Consider the following 21,236-nt stretch of genomic DNA (forward strand, 5'->3'; position numbering starts at 1 on the left):
TTTTTATTTCATCCAATCAACTGGATTCTGCTTCAGCTTTCTTGGCATAACGATCAACCACAACACTAATCATCATATCGCCTTGTACATTGACCACTGTACGCACGGTATCAAGCACACGGTCAATCGGCAGTAAAATTGCGATCGCTTCGGCAGGTAGACCCACTGACTGTAGCACCATGATCATGGTCACCATCCCCGCACTTGGAATCCCCGGTGCGCCTAAGGATGCAATCATGGCGGTTAAACAAACAATCAGCTGTTGGGTCAGGCTTAGATCCAACCCCATTAAATTGGCAATAAATAATGCTGCTGCTGCCTCATAAAGCGCAGTTCCATCCATATTTAACTGCGTGCCCAATGGAATGACAAAGCCTGCGGTTTGTGGACGCACGCCCAAATTTTCCTGCGCGCACTTCATACTCAACGGCATGGTGGCAGAACTGGAACTGGTGGCAAAAGCCGTGACCAAGGCGGCTCTCGCCCCTCTAAAAAAAGTAAGGGGATTCATGCGCCCAAAAATCCACAACAAGGCTGGCAACACCACGACGCCATGAAAAATGGTTGTACCTGTCACCACCGCAGCAAATTCAACCAAGCGGCTCAACACCGACAAATCTTCAGTGGCAATCAACTTTGCCAGTAAAGCAAAAATACCAATCGGCGCAAGTTTCATCACCCAGCCGACCAGCATCATCATGATGTCAAAGAATTGTTGGCTGATGTTACGTATCAGAACAAAACGCTCGCCGCCTTTGACCAAAGCTACACCCACAAACAAGGCAAATACTACCACCGCCAGCACATTGCCATCACTAAAGGCCTTAAACGGATTAATTAAGGTATTCTGGATAAAGGTGGTGAAGAAACTCGACGGTGTTAGCGTGTCAGGGGTTTGATGACTGTCCATCGCGGCTTGGAATAATTGAATATCCACACCCTTGCCCACCTCAAACAGATGCGCACAACTAATTCCCAGAATTAAAGCCAAGGTCGTGGTGGTAAAACAACTTAATGCGGTAATCTTCCAGACTCGGCCGAATTGCCCACCCGCCTGTAAGTTGGAAACGCCAACCACAATCGAGCTAAAAATCAGGGGAACCAGCAGCATTTTCAACAAGCCAATGAAAATGCTACTTAAAATACCCAAGCCATAGAGACTGTGATCAACAAATGCAGTCTGGGGATAGGCCAACAATAGAAAACCAAAGGCCACGCCAAGTATAGCTGCAATTAAAATTTGCGTATTTAAATTCATTTTATGCGATAAAGCGTTGTAACTTAGCCGTACTATGGCATGCCCATGTTGAAGAATCGAGCAATTTTTTGTCACATCCTTATGATAAAAAAAGCCATCAGAATGATGGCTTTAGTGTTGATTCATTTTTTCACTGGGTTTCGATTTCTCTGAGCCGAATCAAACCTTCTTGCACGGTACTACACACCAACTGCCCATTTTGCCACATCCGCCCAAAGTTCAAGCCACGGGAACTGGCACTGATGGTTGCTTCCATATCGTAAAGCATCCATTCATCGGCACGTAGTGGACGATGGAAGTAAATGGTGTGATCAATGCTGGCACATTGTAAATTCGGTGAAATCCAAGACAATCCATGTGGACGCAATGCCGTGGTCATCAAGGTAAAATCCGAGTAGAAAGCAACAATAGCTTGATGCAGAGAGATCTCATCCAGATCCTGCGGAATCGCGTCATGAGTCCGAATGTAATGCGCATAAAACGGTGCTTCAGGCTGTGGCTGAAACGGATTAATCAACTGCGTCGGCCTAATTTCTACATGACGTTCACGCATAAAACTGGCACGCACATTTTCAGGCACGAAATTGATCAGACTTTCTTTCAGCTCTTTTTCAGACTTCAATGCTTCAGGTGCAGGATATTCTGGCTCTTTATGCTGGTAGTTCAGCCCTTCTTCCTGATTGGCAAAAGATACCATTGCAGAAAAAATGGTTCGGCCATGTTGAATCGCACGAACTTGTCGACTGGCAAAACTCTTTCCATCACGAAGCGGATCAACTTCATAAATAATCGGTGCATTGACATCGCCGCCATACAAAAAATAGGCATGTAAAGAGTGTGCAGGACGATCTGTAGTATATGACGCTGCTCTCAAGGCCTGTCCAAGCACCTGTCCACCGAATACTCGCTTGCCTACCAAATTGCGGCTATTGCCTCGAAAAATATGCTCTTCCAGCTTTTCCAGAGTCAACAGTTCTACCAATTCTTGAGTTAACGCATTCATGTAATAGTCTTCCAACATCAATGAGGAGAGATCAACCAATTCCTTTCAGGGTTGATAATTTTGATTGTGCCACAAATTCAAAGCACAATGATCAGGATAAAATGATTGATGCGTCACGTTAATGATGCATTCACAATCCCAATCTTTATTTATAACCGCTAAAAATACGATTTTTAACGATAAAATCTACCAAATACGCTATATTTTGTCAGAAAATAACATACCGTTTCATGTAAGAATATCGCAGAATGTCGTGTTCATCATGACTTGCTGTCAGGATTATTATTTAGGAGTTTGTAATGTCCAAGACTGGATTTGGTCAAATGTATCGCCAACTTTCGAGTAAGTTACTTGACCTTGTGGTAACCCCACATGTTCTTGGTGAAGTTCCTGCAGAATCCACCTCAACAGAGCAAAACACAACCGATTCAAATAAACTCGTTTGCTATGTTTTACAAAATTATTCACGCAGTAATGCCTTGGTGGTGGATGGTGAAACCCGTCGGCTGCATTTAAAACCTGCGCTAGACCCCTTAAGTTTTGGCAGCTATCAGGAAAAAAACTCAGTTCTTTTTTTACATCATAACGAAAATAATTTTTTTAATACCCAAACCTTTCCTCCCCGTTTATTGCAACTGGTTGAAGCACTTGAGCAAAACCCTGAGATTGATATTGAACTGGTTCCCGTCACCGTACTGTGGGGACGCTCTCCAGATAAGGAAGATTCTTGGTTCAAATTACTTTTCTCCGATACTTGGGCAACACCAGGCACAGTCAAACAACTCATGAACATCGGCCTGCATGGTCGCCAGTCTTATTTAGAGTTTCATGAAGCACAATCTTTACGTGAGTTGGTAGATTATGCCAAGACCAATCATCCAAATGTTTCACCAGCAACCTACATTGCAAGCTCTTTAGACACCTATCTGGATCAGCAACGTGAAGTCGTGCTTGGTCCAGACTTGTCAGACCGCCGTAATGTGATGCAATCGGTAGTGAAGTCACCCGAGGTACAAGATGCCATTCGCCGTGAAAGCATTCAGCATAAAATTAGCATGCTTGAAGCTGAACGCCGTGCTATTGGTTATGTCAATGAAATTGTATCGGACTACTCTGCGTCCGCTGTCCGTTTTGCCGATATGGCCTTAACCCGTTTATGGACGCAACTCTATGACGGCGTTGAAGTACATAACTTCAGTACCATTCGTGAATTAGCCAAAGACTACGAAATTGTCTACACCCCTTGCCATCGTAGCCATATCGACTATTTATTATTGTCCTATGTTATTTATAAACGCGGTTTGATGATTCCATACATTGCTGCGGGTGATAACCTGAATCTACCCTTTGTAGGTCAGTTATTGCGTGGTGGCGGTGCCTTCTTTATTCGCCGTTCTTTCCGTGGCAATGCACTTTATACTTCTGTATTCAAAGAATATTTATACAGCATTTTATCTCGCAACACCCCTATTGAGTACTTTATTGAAGGGGGACGTTCACGTACAGGTCGCTTATTGCCACCCAAAACAGGCATGTTGGCCATGACCATCCAAGGTCATTTACGTGGCCCAGCCAAACCAATCGTATTTGTCCCAACTTATATTGGTTACGAGCGTCTCATGGAAGGGTCGACTTATGTCGGTGAAATGCAAGGTAAACCGAAAGAAGCCGAATCGATTTTTGGTATCGTGAAAACCTTACGTAAAATTGAGCGTATCTTTGGTAAAGTCCATGTCAACTTTGGTGAGCCCGTCTTCCTGAATGACATCTTAAAGCAGAATAATGCTGAACATCTTGTCAATGAGACGCCAAGCACAACAGAAATTTCCAATGTTGTAGCAAATTCAGCCAACCTGATTTTAGAAAATATTAACCGTGCTGTGGTAATTAATCCGGTGTCATTGTTGTCTCTCATTTTATTGGCAACACCAAAACACACCCTTGATGAAGAGATTTGTGCCAAGCAACTGGATATCTATCGCGATTTAGCCACTCAACAACCCTACGATGAACGGACTCAAGTCACTTCATTATCGGGCAAAGAAATCGTGGCCTATGGTCTAAAACTCAAGCTGATTAAACGTGTTCAACACGTGCTCGGCGATATTATTGCGATTGAAGATAATCAGGCAGTTCTGCTCACCTATTTCCGTAATAATATTTTACATGCCTTTGTCTTGCCGTCATTGGTGGCTTCTCTGGTTGAACATAACGGTAAAATCCACAAGAACGATTTAAGTAACGTGATTCGTACCTTATATCCGTTCTTAAAAGCTGAATTGTTCATGAAATGGCAAGCGAGCGAGTTACAGCAGCAAATTGATAGCTATATCGATGCGTTAGTTAAAATCGGTCTGATTTTCCAAGATCATGAAGACAATTTATTTAGCCCAACGCCAAATAGTGAAGAACATCAAAAACTCGTGACCTTGGCGATGCCAGTGAAGCAGAGTTTAGAGCGTTACTACATGACTTTGGCACTGATCACACAACGTGGTTCGGGCAATATTTCCACCAAGCAAGTGGAAGAGCTGAGTCATTTATTGGGTCAACGTCTATCTGTACTGTATGAGTTCAACTCACCTGAATTCTTCGATAAAGCCTTATTCCAAAGCTTTATTAAAGTCCTCACACAACAAAATTATATTCGCAACAATGAACAAGGCTTTATTGAGTACGAAGATAACTTCAGTGAGATGGCCGCTGGTGCTCAACTGGTGTTGGATGAAACCACCTTACAAATGTTGCAGCACATCACTACTTTCAGCGATGAAGAACTGGCAGAAGCCTTAGAAGCCATGGCGTCACAACAAGCCAAACGTCGTTTAAAACGCAAAAAATCTTAAACATAAAAAAGGCAACTTCGGTTGCCTTTTTCTTTAATGACTATTTATTGCGGCATTCCAGATATTTGGGATCATCCAAACAACGCAATCGTCTAATCAGTTCGACAAAATAGGCATCGTAATAGCCCGAATCGACATAACGCTTGCTAATCTTGACCACCATGGCATCATAGCCCTGCTTTTCATAGCTTGAAATATCAGCCCAATAATAAGCAGGTAAATGGTTTTCCCATTGAATGGCTTGCGCAGCCAGTATACTGCTATTGCGTACAAACCAGGACCGTACCAGTCGACCAAAGCCCTTTGGGTAGGCTTGTGGTCGAATCACGATATTCATCGCAAAGTAAGCGACTGGGAAGTTGACCACTTGAGTTGATTCACCGAATTCTTTTTTCAAGTTATACGGCAATATCCCATACGCAGGTGCAGCCAAAATATCAATTTTTTTCTGCTTAAAGGAATCTACCGCATTAGAAAAATCAACATAGACAGGTTTGGCGCCAACACTCTGTACCAGTGCCTGCTGTGGTGGATTATTCTCCAGAATCCCAATGGTTTTATTCTTTAACTGAGACACTTTATTAATCTGTTGCGTATTCATGATCATATAAGCTGTACCAATCGGGATCATGCCAAGCACTTCATAGTTCGTGCCCACCATACGCTTTTCAACATTTTTATTATTTAATAACTGCAGGAATACACGAGCAACACGATTATTCGGAATCAGTCCAATCCCCCCGGTTGTCCCCATAAACGGATTATAGCGATAGGTATTAAAGTTCGACGCGACCAGACCTGAACATTTACCCTGATCAAAGGCCTGTATCGCCTCTTTTTCATCCTTAAAGGTTTGAAATTTCAGTTGAACTTGATTTTGGAGTGCATACAGACGAATATCTTGTAAGCGACGACTAATATCACCCTGTGTATTTAAAGGATCAAAGACACACCATGACTGCTCTGTCGCCCAACTACTGGTTGTGATCCATCCAAATAGGATCATGCAAATTATTTTTCTCATGTATTACCTCTACGCCTCGCCGCAAACCATGTGCTCAATTCAGGCAGTTCCTTTACGGAATGTGTTAGTATTTAATATTCAAAATACATCGTAACTCTTTAAATGTTCTTTACAGTCTAATCGAATTATTCTTCATTACTATGTGCCAATAACGCCGCTGCATAGTCATTAAAGCAAATCAAATGGTCAAATCGGAATCCTGTTTCAACTAATCGGGTTGCATAAATCCGTTTGCCTGTAGGTTGTTGTGACAAGAGTTTTAAAGCAGGTAAATTTAACTGTTGCTGAAACCATAACAGAATTTCATGCATGGCTAATGGCTGATTGTTACTGACAATATAGCTCTTTTCAACTTTAGACAAATTAATCAATAAAGCTAAGAACTTGGCCAAATCATCAATATGAATTCGATTACTAAAATGCACAGCTGGGTAGGTCTGGCTCTGTTCAGCCATTTTTTTTAATCGGACAATTGAACTGCCATAAATTCCAGTGGGGCGAACAATAATGCTTTGCTGTGGATAATGCGCTTGCCACAGTAACTCCATCTTACGAAGCACATGCCCTTGTGCATCCGCAGGTCGAATCTCGGATTCATCATCTATCCGCTCCCCCGCATTTTCGCCATAGACCCGAGTTGAGGAGACAATCACAATACGCTGTACAGGATGGGTTTTGAGCGCTTCAACCATCGGTACGATAGTCTCAACATAAGTCTGCTGATAAGCCTCAATCCCACTTTGTGCAGGTGCAAGCAGTACATAGACCACATCAATAGGCGGTAGCCTGGTTAAATCAAGTTGGTGAATATCCTGAAGATAATGCGTCGCGTAACAATCTGTTTTTTCACTGCGACTAATTGTGCTAATGTGGTGACCTTGCTCAAATAAGTGTTTAGCAACACGCTGAGATGTTTTACCATAACCAATAAATAAAATATGCATACACACCTTTGACCAGAGATGACATCAGTTCAGCAATTACAAGGCGTTGGTGCTGCCGCAGCGACCCTCTTAGAAAAGCTTCATATTTTTAGCACGGATGATCTATTGTTTCATCTGCCCCGTGACTATGAAGATCGTAGCACTATTATTCCAATGAATCAGCTGGTCGTTGGGCGCAGCTATTTGCTTGAAGGTGAAGTTCGCTCGGTCGATTTCCCACCAGGGAAAAAGAAATCCCTCGCCGCATTGTTACAGGATGATTTTGGCAAGGTCACCTTACGCTTTTATCATATTTATAAAGGTCTCACTGATCGTATCCAGATGGGACAACGGTTACGAATTTTTGGTGAAGTCCGTGTTGGTGCACGGGGTTTAGAGTTATATCATCCTGAAATTCAGGTGATCCAGCAGCATAGCGCTTTACCGAAGACCCAACTGACCGCAATTTATCCTAGTACTGAAGGACTCACACAACCCAAACTGCGTGAATATGTGCGCCAAGCGCTCAAACATCATAGTGATCACCTGCCAGAATTATTGCCAAGTCAATACAGCAACGGCTATGAACTGAAACAGGCCTTACACTATATTCATGAACCACCGATTGATGCCAATATGCTGCAACTCAATCAAGGTTCACATCCAGCACAGCAGCGTCTGATTTTTGAAGAACTGGTTGCCCATCAAATCAGCCTACTGACACGGCGTGCCTATATTCGCCAGATTGCAGCGCCACGCTTTAGTAGCAGCAAAATACTCGCCAAGAAGTTATTGGAAGCACTCCCCTTTCAAATGACCAATGCGCAAAAGCGAGTGTCAAAGGAAATCTTGCAGGACCTAAAACAGGATCAACCAATGTTGCGTCTGGTCCAAGGCGATGTTGGTGCAGGTAAAACACTGGTCGCAGCTGTTGCAGCCTGTCATGCGCTCGAAGCCGATTGGCAAGTGGCTTTAATGGCACCCACCGAAATTTTAGCTGAACAACATTATTTAAACTTCAAGCGCTGGTTTGAACCTTTGGGTATTCAAGTCGCCTGGCTATCAGGCAAACAAAAAGGTAAAGCCCGCACCCTCGCTGAACAACAAATTAAAGAAGGTCACGCCCAACTGATTGTCGGAACCCATGCCTTGTTCCAAGATACGGTTGGATTCTCCAAACTTGGCTTGGTGATTATTGACGAACAACATCGTTTTGGTGTTGACCAACGGCTTGCTTTACGCAATAAAGGTGCTGACCAGTTTACACCACATCAACTGGTGATGACTGCAACTCCAATCCCTCGGACACTGGCCATGAGTGCCTATGGTGACCTCGACACCTCGATTATTGATGAACTGCCACCCGGCCGCACCCCGATCCAAACCGTAACCATTCCATTAGAACGTCGTGAACAGGTATTACAGCGCATCGCGACAAATTGTCGTGAAGGTAAACAGGCCTATTGGGTCTGTACCTTGGTCGAACAATCCGAAACGCTCGATGCTCAAGCCGCGGAAGCAACATACCAAGAGATTAAAGAACGTTTTCCTGACATCAATATTGGACTGGTACACGGCAAAATGAAAGCCGATGAAAAGCAAACGGTGATGCAAGCCTTTAAGGAAAACCAATTACAACTATTAATTGCCACCACAGTGATTGAAGTGGGTGTCGATGTGCCGAATGCTTCAATTATGGTGATTGAGAATGCAGAACGTTTAGGCCTTTCGCAACTGCATCAATTAAGAGGTCGAGTAGGACGTGGTGCCACGGCTAGCTTCTGCGCGCTGCTCTATAAAACCCCCTTATCTCAGAATGGTCAGGAACGGCTTTCAATATTACGTGAAAGTAATGATGGCTTTGTGATTGCAGAAAAAGATTTGGAGATTCGAGGTCCGGGGGAATTACTCGGTACCAAACAAACCGGAGATATGGGCTTTCGGGTCGCCCGCTTAGAACGGGACGACCACTTACTCACACAAGCACATTATGTGGCTGAACAGGTCCTGAAAGACTACCCACAACATGCCGATGGCCTGCTCAAACGCTGGCTGCCTGAAGCACCAAGATATGCTTATGTTTAAACGCCTCAGGACATCCACCCAACAGTTGTTGGATTATTTCACCCCATGCAGTTTGTGTGATATTGGAATAAAACGGCACTTTGGCGTTTGTCAAAGCTGTTGGCAACAGCTACCGTGGTTAAAACAATCAATTGAACGGCATCAGCAACAGGTCTTCGTTGCCTGTCATTATGGCTATCCAATTGACAGGATGATTCAACAATTCAAATACGAGCAGAAACTACAGCATCAACGCTTATTGAGCGGGTTATTGCTGCAACTGCAACTGCCCAAGATTCATGCCATTGTGCCGATGCCCATTTCAACCGATCGCTTAGCAGAGCGCGGCTTTAATCAAGCCCTTTTACTCGCCCAAGCCATAAGCAAACACTTGAATGTACCAATCTGGCAACCCGTACAACGCTTAGCCCAACACTCACAAAAAGGCTTGTCACGGTTAGAGCGACTGGAAAACATCGAACAGCAATTTCTTGCAGCAGCATCGAATCAGATTCGTTATCGTCGCGTCCTGATTGTCGATGACGTCGTCACGACAGGTAGTTCAATCAGTGCGTTATCTGATGTTTTAAAACAACTCGGCTGCCAACACATTTACAGTGCCTGCGTAGCAGCCGCCCAAATCAAACATACACATTCATTTGTTGCTGCAAACACCACGGAATCACAACTTCTTTAGTCAGTGGCGCCAACACGGTAGATCGGTCACTCAACTCAATCCATTTCATTTCTGCAATTTCAGCGGCAATTTTTGGTGTCTGTTTTAATTCAACCGCATATACATAACTCACCAATACATGATCAGGTTCATTAGCCGCAGCGGTTTCAAACTTTCCAATAAACTGCTGGATCTCAGATTCGCAACCAATTTCTTCCAGAATCTCACGTTGCAGCGTGATCTCCGGTGCTTCATCCGCTTCAAGCTTTCCGCCGACTTGCATAAAAGCATAGGTATTTCGTTTACGGACCAAGAGCAATTGATTTTGTTCATTCAAAATAACGGCTGCTGCCACAGTTATGATTTTCACAAATTGCTCCTTAGGCCTGAATTTCAGTCGTTGACATCCATTTGGGGGTCACAGGCTGGTAATTCGAAAATGCAGCAAGAATCGCTTCAATCTGCTCCGCCACAATCAAGCTATCCACAAAACGGGCCTGACTAAAACCACGAGCTACAGAGCCTTGGATCATTTTGATCAAGTCGTCGTAAAAGCCATCAACATTTAAAAATGCACAAGGTTTTTGATGAATTCCCAACTGACTCCACGTCCATTGTTCAAAAATTTCTTCCAATGTTCCTGCGCCTCCAGGCAATGCGACGAAGGCATCAGACAATTCAGCCATTTTGGTTTTACGCTCATGCATATTATTGACGATATGCAACTCGGTTAAACCTTGGTGAGCTAGCTCACGGTCAACCAGTGCATCGGGAATTACACCAATGACGCGACCACCAGCCTGCAAAGCGCTATCGGCCACCACACCCATCAGACCAGAACGAGCACCACCATAAACCAAGGTTTTTCCTTGTGCTGCAATAGCCTGACCCGTTGCTTGCGCCATGTGTTGATAAATTGGATCATTACCAAGAGAAGAACCACAGAAAATACAGATTGAATTCATACCATTAAAACCGTTTTATATAACTGTCATGCTGATAAAGTAGGCTATGTAACAAAATTTTTGTGAAATTAACGTTTAGGCAAGTGTTTTTCATCTCATCCTTGTCTAAAATACATGCTTTCGGTAACAGACTGAAACTTTACCTGGACTGCGCAAGGAAAAAAGACATGCTTGAAGCCTTTTATGCCACAGAGCGCGGTAGTCTTGAGGACGCAACCATCAACGGAAGTTTCGACCTCCACCCTGATTTGGTTTGGATCGATCTTATTGCTCCATCACAAGAAGAACAACAATGGATCTTTGATGCTTATGAGCGGAACCTCCCCACATTAAAGTCACTAGAAGACATCTCCTCATCCGCACGATTTTACCGTGATGATGATGGAATTTTGCATATCAGCACATATTTTTTAACAAAGAATAAAAATTTACAATCTGACCGTGAACAGGATGATCTGGAGAATACTCTCGCAGCAACTGTGCACACCGTCGCTTTTTTACTCGACAAAAAACAACTCATCACCTTGCGTGGTGAAAAACTCGTGGCCTTTCGCGCCTTTCGAGCTAGAGCAAGGCGCAACGACTACAGTATCGATTATAAAGAACCGGTCTGGATTTTATTAGGCCTACTTGAGTCCAAACTCGATGAGCTTTCAGATATTCTGGAAGATACGCATAAATATCTAGAAGAATATTCTGCCGAAGTTCTAAACGATCATCATCGTGAACAAATTCTAGATTTAGACGATATGATTACACGACTGGCGCATCAAGAAGATATGTTAGGGAAAGCACAGCTCTGCCTTACCGATCTGCGCCGTGTCTTATCTTTCTTATCCCGGCCACGTGCTTTAGGCAGTCATATTTACGATGCTGATATCCGAGAAATGAGTGAGGATGTTCGTTCCCTGCTAGAGCACAACACCTTCTTGTTTCAAAAACTCAAATTCTTACTGGATATTACCACTGGTTTTGCCAATACCGAGATGAATGAAACTTTTAAACGTTTCTCGATCTTACCCAGTATGCTTGCACCGCCCATGCTGATCGCCAGTATCTATGGTATGAACACTGAAGTATTACCTTTTGCCCATGGAGCTACCAGTTTTGGAATTGTTATTACTTTAGTACTGACTTTCCTAATTGGGCCCACCATTTATTTCCGTTGGAAAAAGTGGATTTAATAAAAAAAGCACCGAATGGTGCTTTTTTTAGATCTACAAAATTGTGATTAAATAAGCTTCAAATCATCTTGTAAATGGCAAGCCTGAATGATATTCAGCATTTTCTCAGACACATTTTTAAAATGCAGCCCTTTATTGTCTGGTGTTTGACGCAACCATTGCACCAATACCGCCAAAGATAAAGTATTACCCTGTTCTAACTGAGACAAATCAACCACTAAAGGAAAATTCTTATGTTGTTGAATATGCTTTAAGCCAGCCTGATAAATCTGTTCTGCATTGGCAAAATTAATCGTTTTCGAAACGATAAGTTGCTGATCAATATACTGAATCACCCGTCACCTACTTACTTTTTGCTAACCGCAGCATCTGCATCTGGTTTAAATGTTGCAATCGCTTTATTGATATCACCGCCACTACGTTGCACTGTTGCAGCAAACTGGTTGCGGAATTGCAAACCTAAATCAATACCAGACACATTGATATTGCGTACTTTCCACTGACTACCGTTGTCGGTTAACTGGAACGATACAGGAATTTTCTCGCCGTTATGCAAGAAGTCTAAAGTTACCACAGGATTCTTACTGTTGGTCGATTTAAACGGACGCATGGTGTAGCTTTCATTGGTATATTTCGCAAAAGCACCGCCATAGTTTTCGATAATTACTTCACGGAAATTCTTCTCAAACTGTGCACGTTGTGCCGCAGTTGTATATTGGTTATTCGCATATGTACCCAATACAATACGTGTAAACGCTTGTGAATCTACATACGGATCAAGATTTTGACGGATAATCGATCTTACCAACGTCGGGTTGTTCTGTAATTTGGCATTATCTGCTTTTAGACGTGTAATCAAGCCATCAGCCACACGCTTCACGAAATCAGGTGGGGTCTCTGTTGGTGCTGCAAATGCTGCACTTGCAAGCATAGTAGATAATACGCTTGCTGTTAGCGTTTGTTTCAATAATGTTTTCACTTCAATCTCCTAACCTGAATTACTCAACGAAAGATGGTTCTGTACCAACAGCAGCTGGTTGTGAAGCGGAACCTTCGGGAGCTGTTGAGCTAGATGTGGCTTTACCAACGCCACCAGTAATAAATTTACTGATTAAATCTTCTAAATCCATTGTACCTTGGGTATTTGAAACCACATCACCACGTTTCAAGTAATGCACACCACCACCTGGGACAACTTTCAAATATTTTTCACCTAAAAGACCATTGGTTGCAATCATTATATAAGCATCTTCATCCAAACTGGTGATGGAGGTCATGTTGCTGATAAGTTGCTGTTCCATTTCTTTTTGTTTCGCCGCATCAGCTTGTTGATAATCAGAGCTGTAATGCAATTCTTCAAGTGCATTTTTCTGAACTTCTTTCAACTGTTCCGGGTTAAAGCTGGTCAACTTGCCATCCAGATCAAATTTCACTGTTGCCAAACGTGTTACAGGATCCAATGTAATCGATTCAACGCGACCAATGGTCACACCGCTCATCGTCACTTTTGCACGTGGTTTTAAACCATTTACGTTATCAAACTGTGCTGTCATGCTATAGCTATCACGTAAATTAGTACCCACTAAGCCACTGACTTTCATCGCAAGAAAAAAAAGAGCGATACCGAAGATAATGACAAAAATACCTACGGCCAGCTCACTAGTACGTGATTTCATTAAATCCCTCCGAACATGACCGCAGTCAACACGAAATCAAAACCTAATACACAAAGAGAAGAATAGACCACCGTTCTCGTCATCGCAGTCGCAATCCCTTCTGGCGTCGGGTCACAAGCATAACCTTGATAGACCGCTACCCATGTACAAATTAAAGCAAAGACAATGCTTTTGATGATGGTACCATTGAAAATGTCATGCCAGAATTGCACACTGTTTTGCATTCCACTCCAAAACGACCCTTCATCCGCACCTAAAAAATCAACACCCACCAGCTTGCCACCAACAATACCAATGGTTGCAAAAATCACGGTGAGCATCGGTAAACTGATGATCCCCGCCCATAATCGTGGTGATACGATTTGTCGAAGTGGATCAACCCCAATCATTTCCATACTGGCAAGTTGTTCACTCTGTTTCATGGAACCAATTTCAGCTGTTAAAGCAGAGCCTGCCCGACCCGCAAACAATAAGGCCGCAACAACCGAAGCCAATTCACGCAAAAGTGTTAATGAAATTGCAGTACCGAGCATTGCCTCACTACCAAATGTAACAAGAATGCTATACATCTGTAAGCCAAGAACAGCGCCGATAAATAAGCCTGAAACAGCAATAATCAGCAGCGACATGACCCCAACACGATACATCTGATAGATAAAACGCTGAAAACCACCTTTCGATGGCATAGAAAATAAAACTTGCAGGAGCATCAATGCCGCAGCACCAATCCCCTTTATCCGCTCAATAACGAGTCTACCTAACCAGGCAATCGCATTCATGGACGAACCTCGTTATCTAAATATGCTTGGTGAGTAAATTGATATTCAACAGGACCCTCAGCCGAACCTGTCAAAAATTGCCGAACAAAAGGTGAGGCATGATTTTTTAATTGTTCAGGCGAACCTTCTCCCTGAATTTTCCCTTCTGCAACCACATAAATATAGTCGGCAATCGAAAGCGTCTCTGCAACATCATGTGAAACAATAATCGTCGTCAAATCCAGAGCTTCGCGCAAAGAGCGAATTAAACGCGTTAAAACCCCCATGACTATTGGGTCTTGTCCAGCAAATGGCTCATCATACATAATCAATTCAGGATCAAGTGCGATTGCACGCGCCAATGCGACACGACGATTCATACCGCCTGATAGCTCCGATGGCATCAATTGCTCAGCCCCTCGCAAGCCAACAGACTCCAGTTTTAAGCCAACCAGCTCAGCTATCAGATGTTCAGGCAATTGGGTATGTGCACGAATCGGAAAAGCGACATTTTCGTAAGCGGACATATCGGTAAATAATGCCCCACTCTGAAATAGCATCCCCATACGCGCACGGGCAGCAAATAACTCATGACGAGACATGGTGGCAATATTTTTACCATCAAGCAGAATTTCACCTTGGTCAGGACTGAGCTGCCCACCAATTAAACGTAATAAAGTTGTCTTGCCTGTACCTGATGGGCCCATAATGGCAGTAATTTGACCACGTCTAATTTTAAGGCTGATATCGTCATAAATGACGCGTTCTCCTCGATTAAAGCTCAAGTTTTTAACTTCAATTAAGGCTTCGCTATCGAGAGGAGATTTGTTATTCATAATGGCATTCTTTCCTGCACTTTTTATGCACGCATACTATACACTGAAACATTAAACGCTTGTTTTTATTTTGATAAACGATGTATCAAGATTATTTAATTTATGTAGTTATTCTTTGAATCAGTTTGCTTCATCGTATGTTGAGAACTCACCTTATACGTGTCTGAATGATTGCTATCAAAAAGCGCATAAGCGAAAAATAAACCATTACAGAGCATCAAGATCACAAATAGACATGGTAATCCTTCACTACACATGAAAGACCACAATTGACTCAAAAGACTGTTATTTTGCTCAATCTTATTCATTTCTTATATAAAGTTTGAATTAGTACACATTTTTTAGATTTTACATGACTAAGACAAAATAAAAAAGCCAGTTTTTCAACTGGCTTCTTGTTTTTATCGGTTTTTAACGATTAAAAATCGTTTTTGCGACGACGGTCGCCACCGAAAGTTTCTTCACGTGAACCACGTGCTGGGCGGTCATCGCTACCAAACTTACGTTTTGGACGATCATCACCACCGAAACTACGTTTTGGACGGTCATCACCAAAGCTACGCTTTGGACGGTCGCCAAAGCCACCTTCACGTTGTGGACGATCACCAAAATCACGTTTTGGACGGTCACCGAAGCTACCTTCACGACGTGGTTTGTAGTCTACACGGTTGCCACGGTTGTCATCATTCGAATCAAAACGTGGTTTATCATTGAAGCCACCTTCACGACGTGGACGGTCAGAGTTGAACTCGCGACGTGGACGGTCTTCACCACCGAAGCTACGCTTTGGACGATCATCAAAACCACCTTCACGACGTGGGCGATCTGAATTGAACTCACGGCGTGGACGGTCTTCAAAACCACCTTCACGGCGTGGACGATCAGAGTTGAACTCGCGACGTGGACGGTCTTCGAAACCACCTTCACGGCGTGGACGATCTGAATTAAATTCGCGACGTGGACGATCTTCACCACCAAATGATGGACGTTCGCCACGAGGTTTGTCATCGAAGCTACGACGTGGACGATCATCACCGCCTTCACGACGTTTGAAGTTACCTTCACCTTCAAAACGACGACCACCGCCGAAACCACCGCGACCACGACCGCCGCCATCACGACCACCGCGACCACGACCACCGCCATCACGGCCTGAACGTGCAGGAGGTGGAGATGGCTCTAAACCTTCGATTTCAGATACATTTAAACGTGCATCTAAGTAATCTTCTAAAGCACGGATTTTACCACGCTCACGATAGGTTGCTAAAGTTACCGCCTGACCTGTACGACCCGCACGACCTGTACGACCAATACGGTGTACATAGTCTTCGTTTTTCATCGGTAAACCGAAGTTAATGACGTGTGAAATTGTTGGTACGTCTAAACCACGTGCTGCTACGTCAGTTGCAACCAAGATTTTTGCACGACCTTCACGGATGCTGCGTAAACGACGGTTACGCACTGTTTGTGGCATCGCACCATGCAACGCAACAACAGAATGACCTGCTTCAGCCAACTCTTCAGCCAGCATATCAGTATCTTCTTGGGTACTTGCAAACACAACAGCTTGGTCTACTGACTCATCAGACAACCAATGTGTTAATAATTTTTTCTTGTGTTCAAAACCATCCGTCCAATGTAATGTTTGCGTTACATCAGTGTTGGTGCTGTGACCCGTTTCAATCGCAATACGTTGTGGATCATTCATCATGCGTTCAGCAAGACGGATAATACGATCTGCAAAAGTTGCAGAGAACATCAACGTTTGGTTACGGTTAGCAGCTAATTCACCAATCGCTTCTAAATCTTCAGCAAAGCCAAGATCAAGCATACGGTCAGCTTCGTCAACGATTAAAGATTCAACTTTATCAAGCTTTAATTGACGACGGTTTACAAGGTCAAGTAAACGACCTGGAGTCGCAACAACTACTTGTGCACCTTTAAGCTGTTGGATTTGTTTACCAAAAGGCATACCCCCCATAATTGCAGCAATACGAACACCTTTCATGTGACGTACAAATGCAATCGCGTCTTGGCTAACTTGTTGAGCCAATTCACGTGTAGGAGAGATAACTAAAATTGTCGGCTGGGTGACAGCTTTCATGCGCTCTTTAAATGGCACGAAAGTTTCCTGACCCGCTAACGCGTTTAATGTAGGAAGTAAGAATGCTGCTGTTTTACCAGAACCAGTCTGGCTTGAAACCAATAAATCTTTTCCTTCTAACGCAGTTGGAATCGCTTGTTCTTGCACAGGAGTTGGCGTAGTAAAACCCAAACCTTCTAGGGCTTGTTGTAAAGTTTCGTGCAAAGAAAATTCGGCAAAAGTTTTGCTCATAGAGAGTTTCACCCTAAAGGGTGCTCCATTTTAATAAATACAAAAAATAGACATCGGCAACAAGCGGCAAAGCGACTCAAGCTGAAAATAGATGAAATTCAGCGGCGATCCGAATAACGACGATGTGGACTAAACGCACGCTTGATTACTGCCTCAACCTGAAGAATCGCTAAGCGATTTGGGCGCAAGATGTGGTCCTCTCTATGGACAGCGTGCGCTAATATGAATAGAACTGAATGTTCAGGTAATGAACTGGAATTTAAGTGCGTTGGCGGATTATAGCAGAATAATTTTAAAAGTCACGTTTTTTAGTTGGTTTTTCTATGCGGTAAGTTTTTTATTGGCCTTCCAACTTCGATCACACCAATAAATACACCCACATTCTTCAATAGGTTTTTAACTCTTTAATTCAAAATATCAGTAAGTTAAAACTCAAAGACCCATCCATTAGATCTTGTTTTCGTTCTCAAATAATTTTCAGAATTTTAACCACAATTCATGTCAATAAAGCTCACTCTGAATCTGCAAAAATTTCTCCAAAATAAAAAGCCCTCAAATATTGAGAGCTTTTTTGACATCTACAAATTATTTTGCAGCATCACCCCAAGCTGGGACAACGGCTTGCATCAATGGTTTTAACATTTTAAGCGAACATGCAAGCACTTGACCATTGTCAAATGATTCACTACCGCCACGCGCATCAACCACAACACCACCTGCTTCTTTCACAATTAACTCACCCGCAGCGATATCCCACGGTTTTAAGCCTAATTCAAAGAAACCATCAAAACGACCAGCAGCAACATAAGCCAAATCTAATGCAGCAGAACCACCGCGACGGATTTGTGCGCCTGCTTTAGTTACAGCCAATAATGAAGCGAAATGCTGTTCTGCATAAGAAACGATTTCACCATTGCGCTTTGCACGGTACGGATGACCGACAGCAAGGAAAGTATTTTCCAAGCTATCTTTTACATTGACACGAATACGGCGTTGATTCATGACTGCACCGCGACCACGGCTAGCAGAGAATAATTCATCACGGACTGGATCATAAATCACACCGTGTTGAGTCACACCTTTATGTTGTACAGCAATCGAAATACAGAAATGCGGAAAGCCGTTGATAAAGTTTTGCGTACCATCTAAAGGATCAATCACCCAGCACCAATCTGCATCGTGACCTTTACCTTCTTGCATACCAAACTCTTCACCAAGGAAGCTGTGGTTTTTATAACTTTTACGAAGCGTTTCAATTGTCAATTCTTCCAGGTAACGATCAACACGCGTTACTGGACCATCAATGCCTTTTTCTTCAACTTGTAAATCGAGTTTATGACGATTCTGATGTGCCTTTAAAAGCTCTTGACCAACTGTTTGAGCCGCACGCGCAGCCATAACCACCATAGGTTCCATTGAACACCCACTACAAATTTGAAGATTTTGACAAAGAATAATGCATAAAAGCGCGTATATTCTAGCAAATATAAGCGCTTTTAGGGGAAAAATGTTGCGAAAAATTATTTTCGCTTTTACATGAACTTATAAATTAAAACCAAGCGTGTTCAATTGAAGCCAGAATTCCTTGTCCATCTAAGCCACAATCATGCAACATTTGTTGATGCGTCGCTTGATGTAAGAAGCTATCTGGTAAACCCAGGTTCAAAATCGGCTTAAGAATACGTGCTTGTGCCAGAAACTCATTCACTGCACTGCCCGCACCAGCCATCACCGCATGCTCTTCAACCGTCACAAACAATTGGGTACTTTCAGCAAGATCACGAATAATTTGCTCGTCTAGTGGCTTTACAAAACGCATATTTACCACACGCACACCGATCGCATGTTTATGAGCAAACTGTTCAGCAGCATCAATAGACGCTGCAACACGGCTACCAAAGGCAAGGACACTAATCTGTTGTTCAGCATCTGGATTGAATTCAGCCACGATTTCAGCTTTACCAATGTCTAAAGCAGTCATCTGCTGTTGAATTTCAACACCTGTACCTGCACCACGCGGATAACGTACCGCCGTTGGACCTTTATACAGATACGCGGTATGTAGCATTTGACGACATTCATTTTCATCTTTCGGTGCCATAATGACCATGTTTGGTACAGTACGCATATACGCATAGTCATATGCCCCTGCATGGGTTGGGCCATCTTCACCCACCAAACCTGCACGATCAATACCAAAAGTGACATCAAGATTCTGCAAGGCAACATCGTGAATCAACTGATCGTAACCACGTTGCAAGAAGGTTGAATAAATCGCAACAACCGGTTTTAACCCTTCACACGCCATACCCGCCGCTAAAGTCACTGCATGTTGTTCAGCAATCGCAACATCAAAGAAACGTTCAGGATATTGCTGTGCAAATTTAACCATGCCTGAGCCTTCGCACATCGCCGGTGTAATCGCAAGCAGACGTTCATCTTGAGCAGCCTCATCACATAGCCATTGCCCAAATACATCTGAGTATTTAGGTGGTGATTTTTTTACGGGTGCTGCTGAAGCGGGTGCAATTTTAGTAATGGCATGATAGGTAATCGGATCTGCTTCCGCAGGCGCGAAACCTTTACCTTTTTTGGTATAAATATGAACTAGGCGTGGACCTTTACGTTTTTTAAGTGCATGGAAAACCTGTGCCAGTTGTTCCACATCATGTCCGTCAAATGGGCCGAAATAATCAAAACCGATTGCTTTAAATAAATTATCAGCGGCATCTGTCGCAGATTGATGCAAACGTGAATTATAGGTCCACTTTGGATGAGGTTGAACATAGGCTTCACCCTGTTCATTCACATTGACCAATTGACCTGTTTCCCAAATGGCTGCCAGATGTTTGGCAAAACCACCAGTACTACAAGAGATCGACATATCATTGTCATTCAGCACGACGATGAGATCGGCATTATGGGCAACTGCATCATTCATGGCTTCAAAGGCCATTCCCGCAGTCATTGCACCATCTCCCACAATCGCCACTACATCACATGGATCTTTTTGATAACGACGTGCCAATGCCATGCCCAGACCTGCTGAGATAGCAGTCGATGAGTGACCGACACCAAACGTATCAAACTCAGATTCATCACGTGCAGGGAATGCAGCCAAGCCATTCTTGCTGCGAATGGTGCTAATACGTTCACGGCGTCCTGTCAGTACTTTATGTGGATAAGCTTGATGGCCCACATCCCACACCAAACGATCATCAGGCGTGTTAAAACAATAATGCAAGGCAACCGTCAGTTCGATCACCCCTAAATTAGCACCAAAGTGTCCACCACTTTGTCCTGCTGCATACAAAATATATTGACGTAACTCATCCGCCACCTGTTCGAGCTGACTTTGTTCGAGCTGACGTAATTGTTGTGGATGATCAATTCCATCTAACAATGGCGTAACAGGACGTTGAGTTGGAATTTCGGTATACAACATAATGTGGCAAAGCCTTTTTAAGCCTGGCAAATCCGAAGCTGGGTTAAATGGGGGCAATCATACAATTAAATATGATCTACCTTCAATCAGCCACATGTGCAAATGACGCAGTGCTGAACATTTGCATGTCAATCTTAATGACTGGCTCGCAGATTATCCTGAATTATGTCACTGTTTATCAACCATTATTGTGTGCTTTATATGAAAAAGAAAAACTTATGTGAAAAATCAGAAATTCCAATT

18 protein-coding genes are annotated in these 21,236 nt (G+C 43.2%); 4 read left to right on the plus strand and 14 right to left on the minus strand.

The genetic code is table 11. From position 1 onward, the window contains the following. Positions 1–16: 16 nt before the first annotated feature. Complete coding sequence (locus Aba26S_RS08730; protein WP_043971405.1) at positions 17–1,258, minus strand: dicarboxylate/amino acid:cation symporter; 1,242 nt, start codon at positions 1,256–1,258, stop codon at positions 17–19. 130 nt (positions 1,259–1,388) lie between these two features. Next, a complete protein-coding gene (locus Aba26S_RS08735; RefSeq protein WP_005238548.1) occupies positions 1,389–2,261 on the minus strand; it encodes an acyl-CoA thioesterase II in 873 nt (290 codons plus the stop codon). Between the two features lie 299 nt (positions 2,262–2,560). Between Aba26S_RS08735 and plsB the strand changes: the two genes are divergently transcribed. Beyond that, a complete protein-coding gene (gene plsB, locus Aba26S_RS08740; protein ID WP_005238546.1) occupies positions 2,561–5,107 on the plus strand; it encodes a glycerol-3-phosphate 1-O-acyltransferase PlsB in 2,547 nt (848 codons plus the stop codon). A gap of 40 nt (positions 5,108–5,147) precedes the next feature. Here the strand turns inward: plsB and Aba26S_RS08745 are convergent, their stop codons facing one another. Then, positions 5,148–6,131 (minus strand): putative solute-binding protein, encoded by a 984-nt coding sequence (locus tag Aba26S_RS08745; protein ID WP_043971408.1) that lies wholly within the window; start codon positions 6,129–6,131, stop codon positions 5,148–5,150. 125 nt (positions 6,132–6,256) lie between these two features. After that, a complete protein-coding gene (locus tag Aba26S_RS08750) occupies positions 6,257–7,075 on the minus strand; it encodes an NAD-dependent epimerase/dehydratase family protein (protein ID WP_005238542.1) in 819 nt (272 codons plus the stop codon). An 18-nt stretch (positions 7,076–7,093) separates the two neighbouring features. Here Aba26S_RS08750 and recG point away from each other — a divergent pair, with 18 nt between their 5' ends. Both recG and Aba26S_RS08760 read left to right on the plus strand, forming a co-directional pair. Then, the gene (gene recG / locus Aba26S_RS08755; RefSeq protein WP_043971411.1) at positions 7,094–9,139 is read left to right on the plus strand and encodes an ATP-dependent DNA helicase RecG; all 2,046 of its coding nucleotides are present in this window, start codon (positions 7,094–7,096) and stop codon (positions 9,137–9,139) included. Then, entirely contained in the window at positions 9,132–9,815 is a 684-nt protein-coding gene (locus Aba26S_RS08760; RefSeq protein ID WP_005238539.1) for a ComF family protein, read from the plus strand. The genes recG and Aba26S_RS08760 overlap by 8 nt, the downstream gene beginning before the upstream one ends. Here the strand turns inward: Aba26S_RS08760 and Aba26S_RS08765 are convergent. Then, positions 9,760–10,164, minus strand: a complete 405-nt coding sequence (locus Aba26S_RS08765; protein WP_005238538.1) for an NUDIX domain-containing protein — start codon at positions 10,162–10,164, stop codon at positions 9,760–9,762. The two genes, Aba26S_RS08760 and Aba26S_RS08765, sit on opposite strands and share 56 nt — an antisense overlap. Positions 10,165–10,174: 10 nt before the next feature. After that, complete coding sequence (locus tag Aba26S_RS08770) at positions 10,175–10,759, minus strand: TIGR00730 family Rossman fold protein (RefSeq protein WP_043971415.1); 585 nt, start codon at positions 10,757–10,759, stop codon at positions 10,175–10,177. 167 nt (positions 10,760–10,926) lie between these two features. Here Aba26S_RS08770 and Aba26S_RS08775 point away from each other — a divergent pair, with 167 nt between their 5' ends. Continuing rightward, positions 10,927–11,943, plus strand: a complete 1,017-nt coding sequence (locus Aba26S_RS08775) for a CorA family divalent cation transporter (protein ID WP_005238533.1) — start codon at positions 10,927–10,929, stop codon at positions 11,941–11,943. A gap of 47 nt (positions 11,944–11,990) precedes the next feature. Here Aba26S_RS08775 and Aba26S_RS08780 read toward each other — a convergent pair whose 3' ends face one another. The 8 genes from Aba26S_RS08780 to dxs form a co-directional block, all read right to left on the minus strand. After that, positions 11,991–12,278, minus strand: coding sequence for a lipid asymmetry maintenance protein MlaB (locus tag Aba26S_RS08780; protein WP_005238532.1), 288 nt, complete (start codon positions 12,276–12,278; stop codon positions 11,991–11,993). Between the two features lie 11 nt (positions 12,279–12,289). Then, positions 12,290–12,922: a phospholipid-binding protein MlaC gene (locus tag Aba26S_RS08785; RefSeq protein ID WP_005238531.1), complete on the minus strand. Its 633-nt coding sequence runs from the start codon at positions 12,920–12,922 to the stop codon at positions 12,290–12,292. A gap of 19 nt (positions 12,923–12,941) precedes the next feature. Further along, the gene (locus tag Aba26S_RS08790) at positions 12,942–13,619 is read right to left on the minus strand and encodes an outer membrane lipid asymmetry maintenance protein MlaD (protein ID WP_005238530.1); all 678 of its coding nucleotides are present in this window, start codon (positions 13,617–13,619) and stop codon (positions 12,942–12,944) included. Further along, positions 13,619–14,398, minus strand: a complete 780-nt coding sequence (gene mlaE / locus Aba26S_RS08795; protein WP_005238529.1) for a lipid asymmetry maintenance ABC transporter permease subunit MlaE — start codon at positions 14,396–14,398, stop codon at positions 13,619–13,621. The genes Aba26S_RS08790 and mlaE overlap by 1 nt, the downstream gene beginning before the upstream one ends. Continuing rightward, positions 14,395–15,213: an ABC transporter ATP-binding protein gene (locus Aba26S_RS08800; RefSeq protein WP_005238527.1), complete on the minus strand. Its 819-nt coding sequence runs from the start codon at positions 15,211–15,213 to the stop codon at positions 14,395–14,397. Before Aba26S_RS08800 ends, mlaE begins: the two co-directional genes overlap by 4 nt. A 418-nt stretch (positions 15,214–15,631) precedes the next feature. Further along, complete coding sequence (locus Aba26S_RS08805) at positions 15,632–17,548, minus strand: DEAD/DEAH box helicase (protein ID WP_043971418.1); 1,917 nt, start codon at positions 17,546–17,548, stop codon at positions 15,632–15,634. Between the two features lie 585 nt (positions 17,549–18,133). Continuing rightward, positions 18,134–18,964 (minus strand): inositol monophosphatase family protein, encoded by an 831-nt coding sequence (locus Aba26S_RS08810; RefSeq protein WP_005238523.1) that lies wholly within the window; start codon positions 18,962–18,964, stop codon positions 18,134–18,136. 133 nt (positions 18,965–19,097) lie between these two features. After that, positions 19,098–20,993 (minus strand): 1-deoxy-D-xylulose-5-phosphate synthase, encoded by a 1,896-nt coding sequence (dxs, locus tag Aba26S_RS08815; RefSeq protein WP_043971422.1) that lies wholly within the window; start codon positions 20,991–20,993, stop codon positions 19,098–19,100. Positions 20,994–21,236: the final 243 nt, after the last annotated feature.

This window comes from Acinetobacter sp. NBRC 110496 (assembly GCF_000876115.1).
Taxonomy (GTDB): Bacteria; Pseudomonadota; Gammaproteobacteria; order Pseudomonadales; family Moraxellaceae; genus Acinetobacter.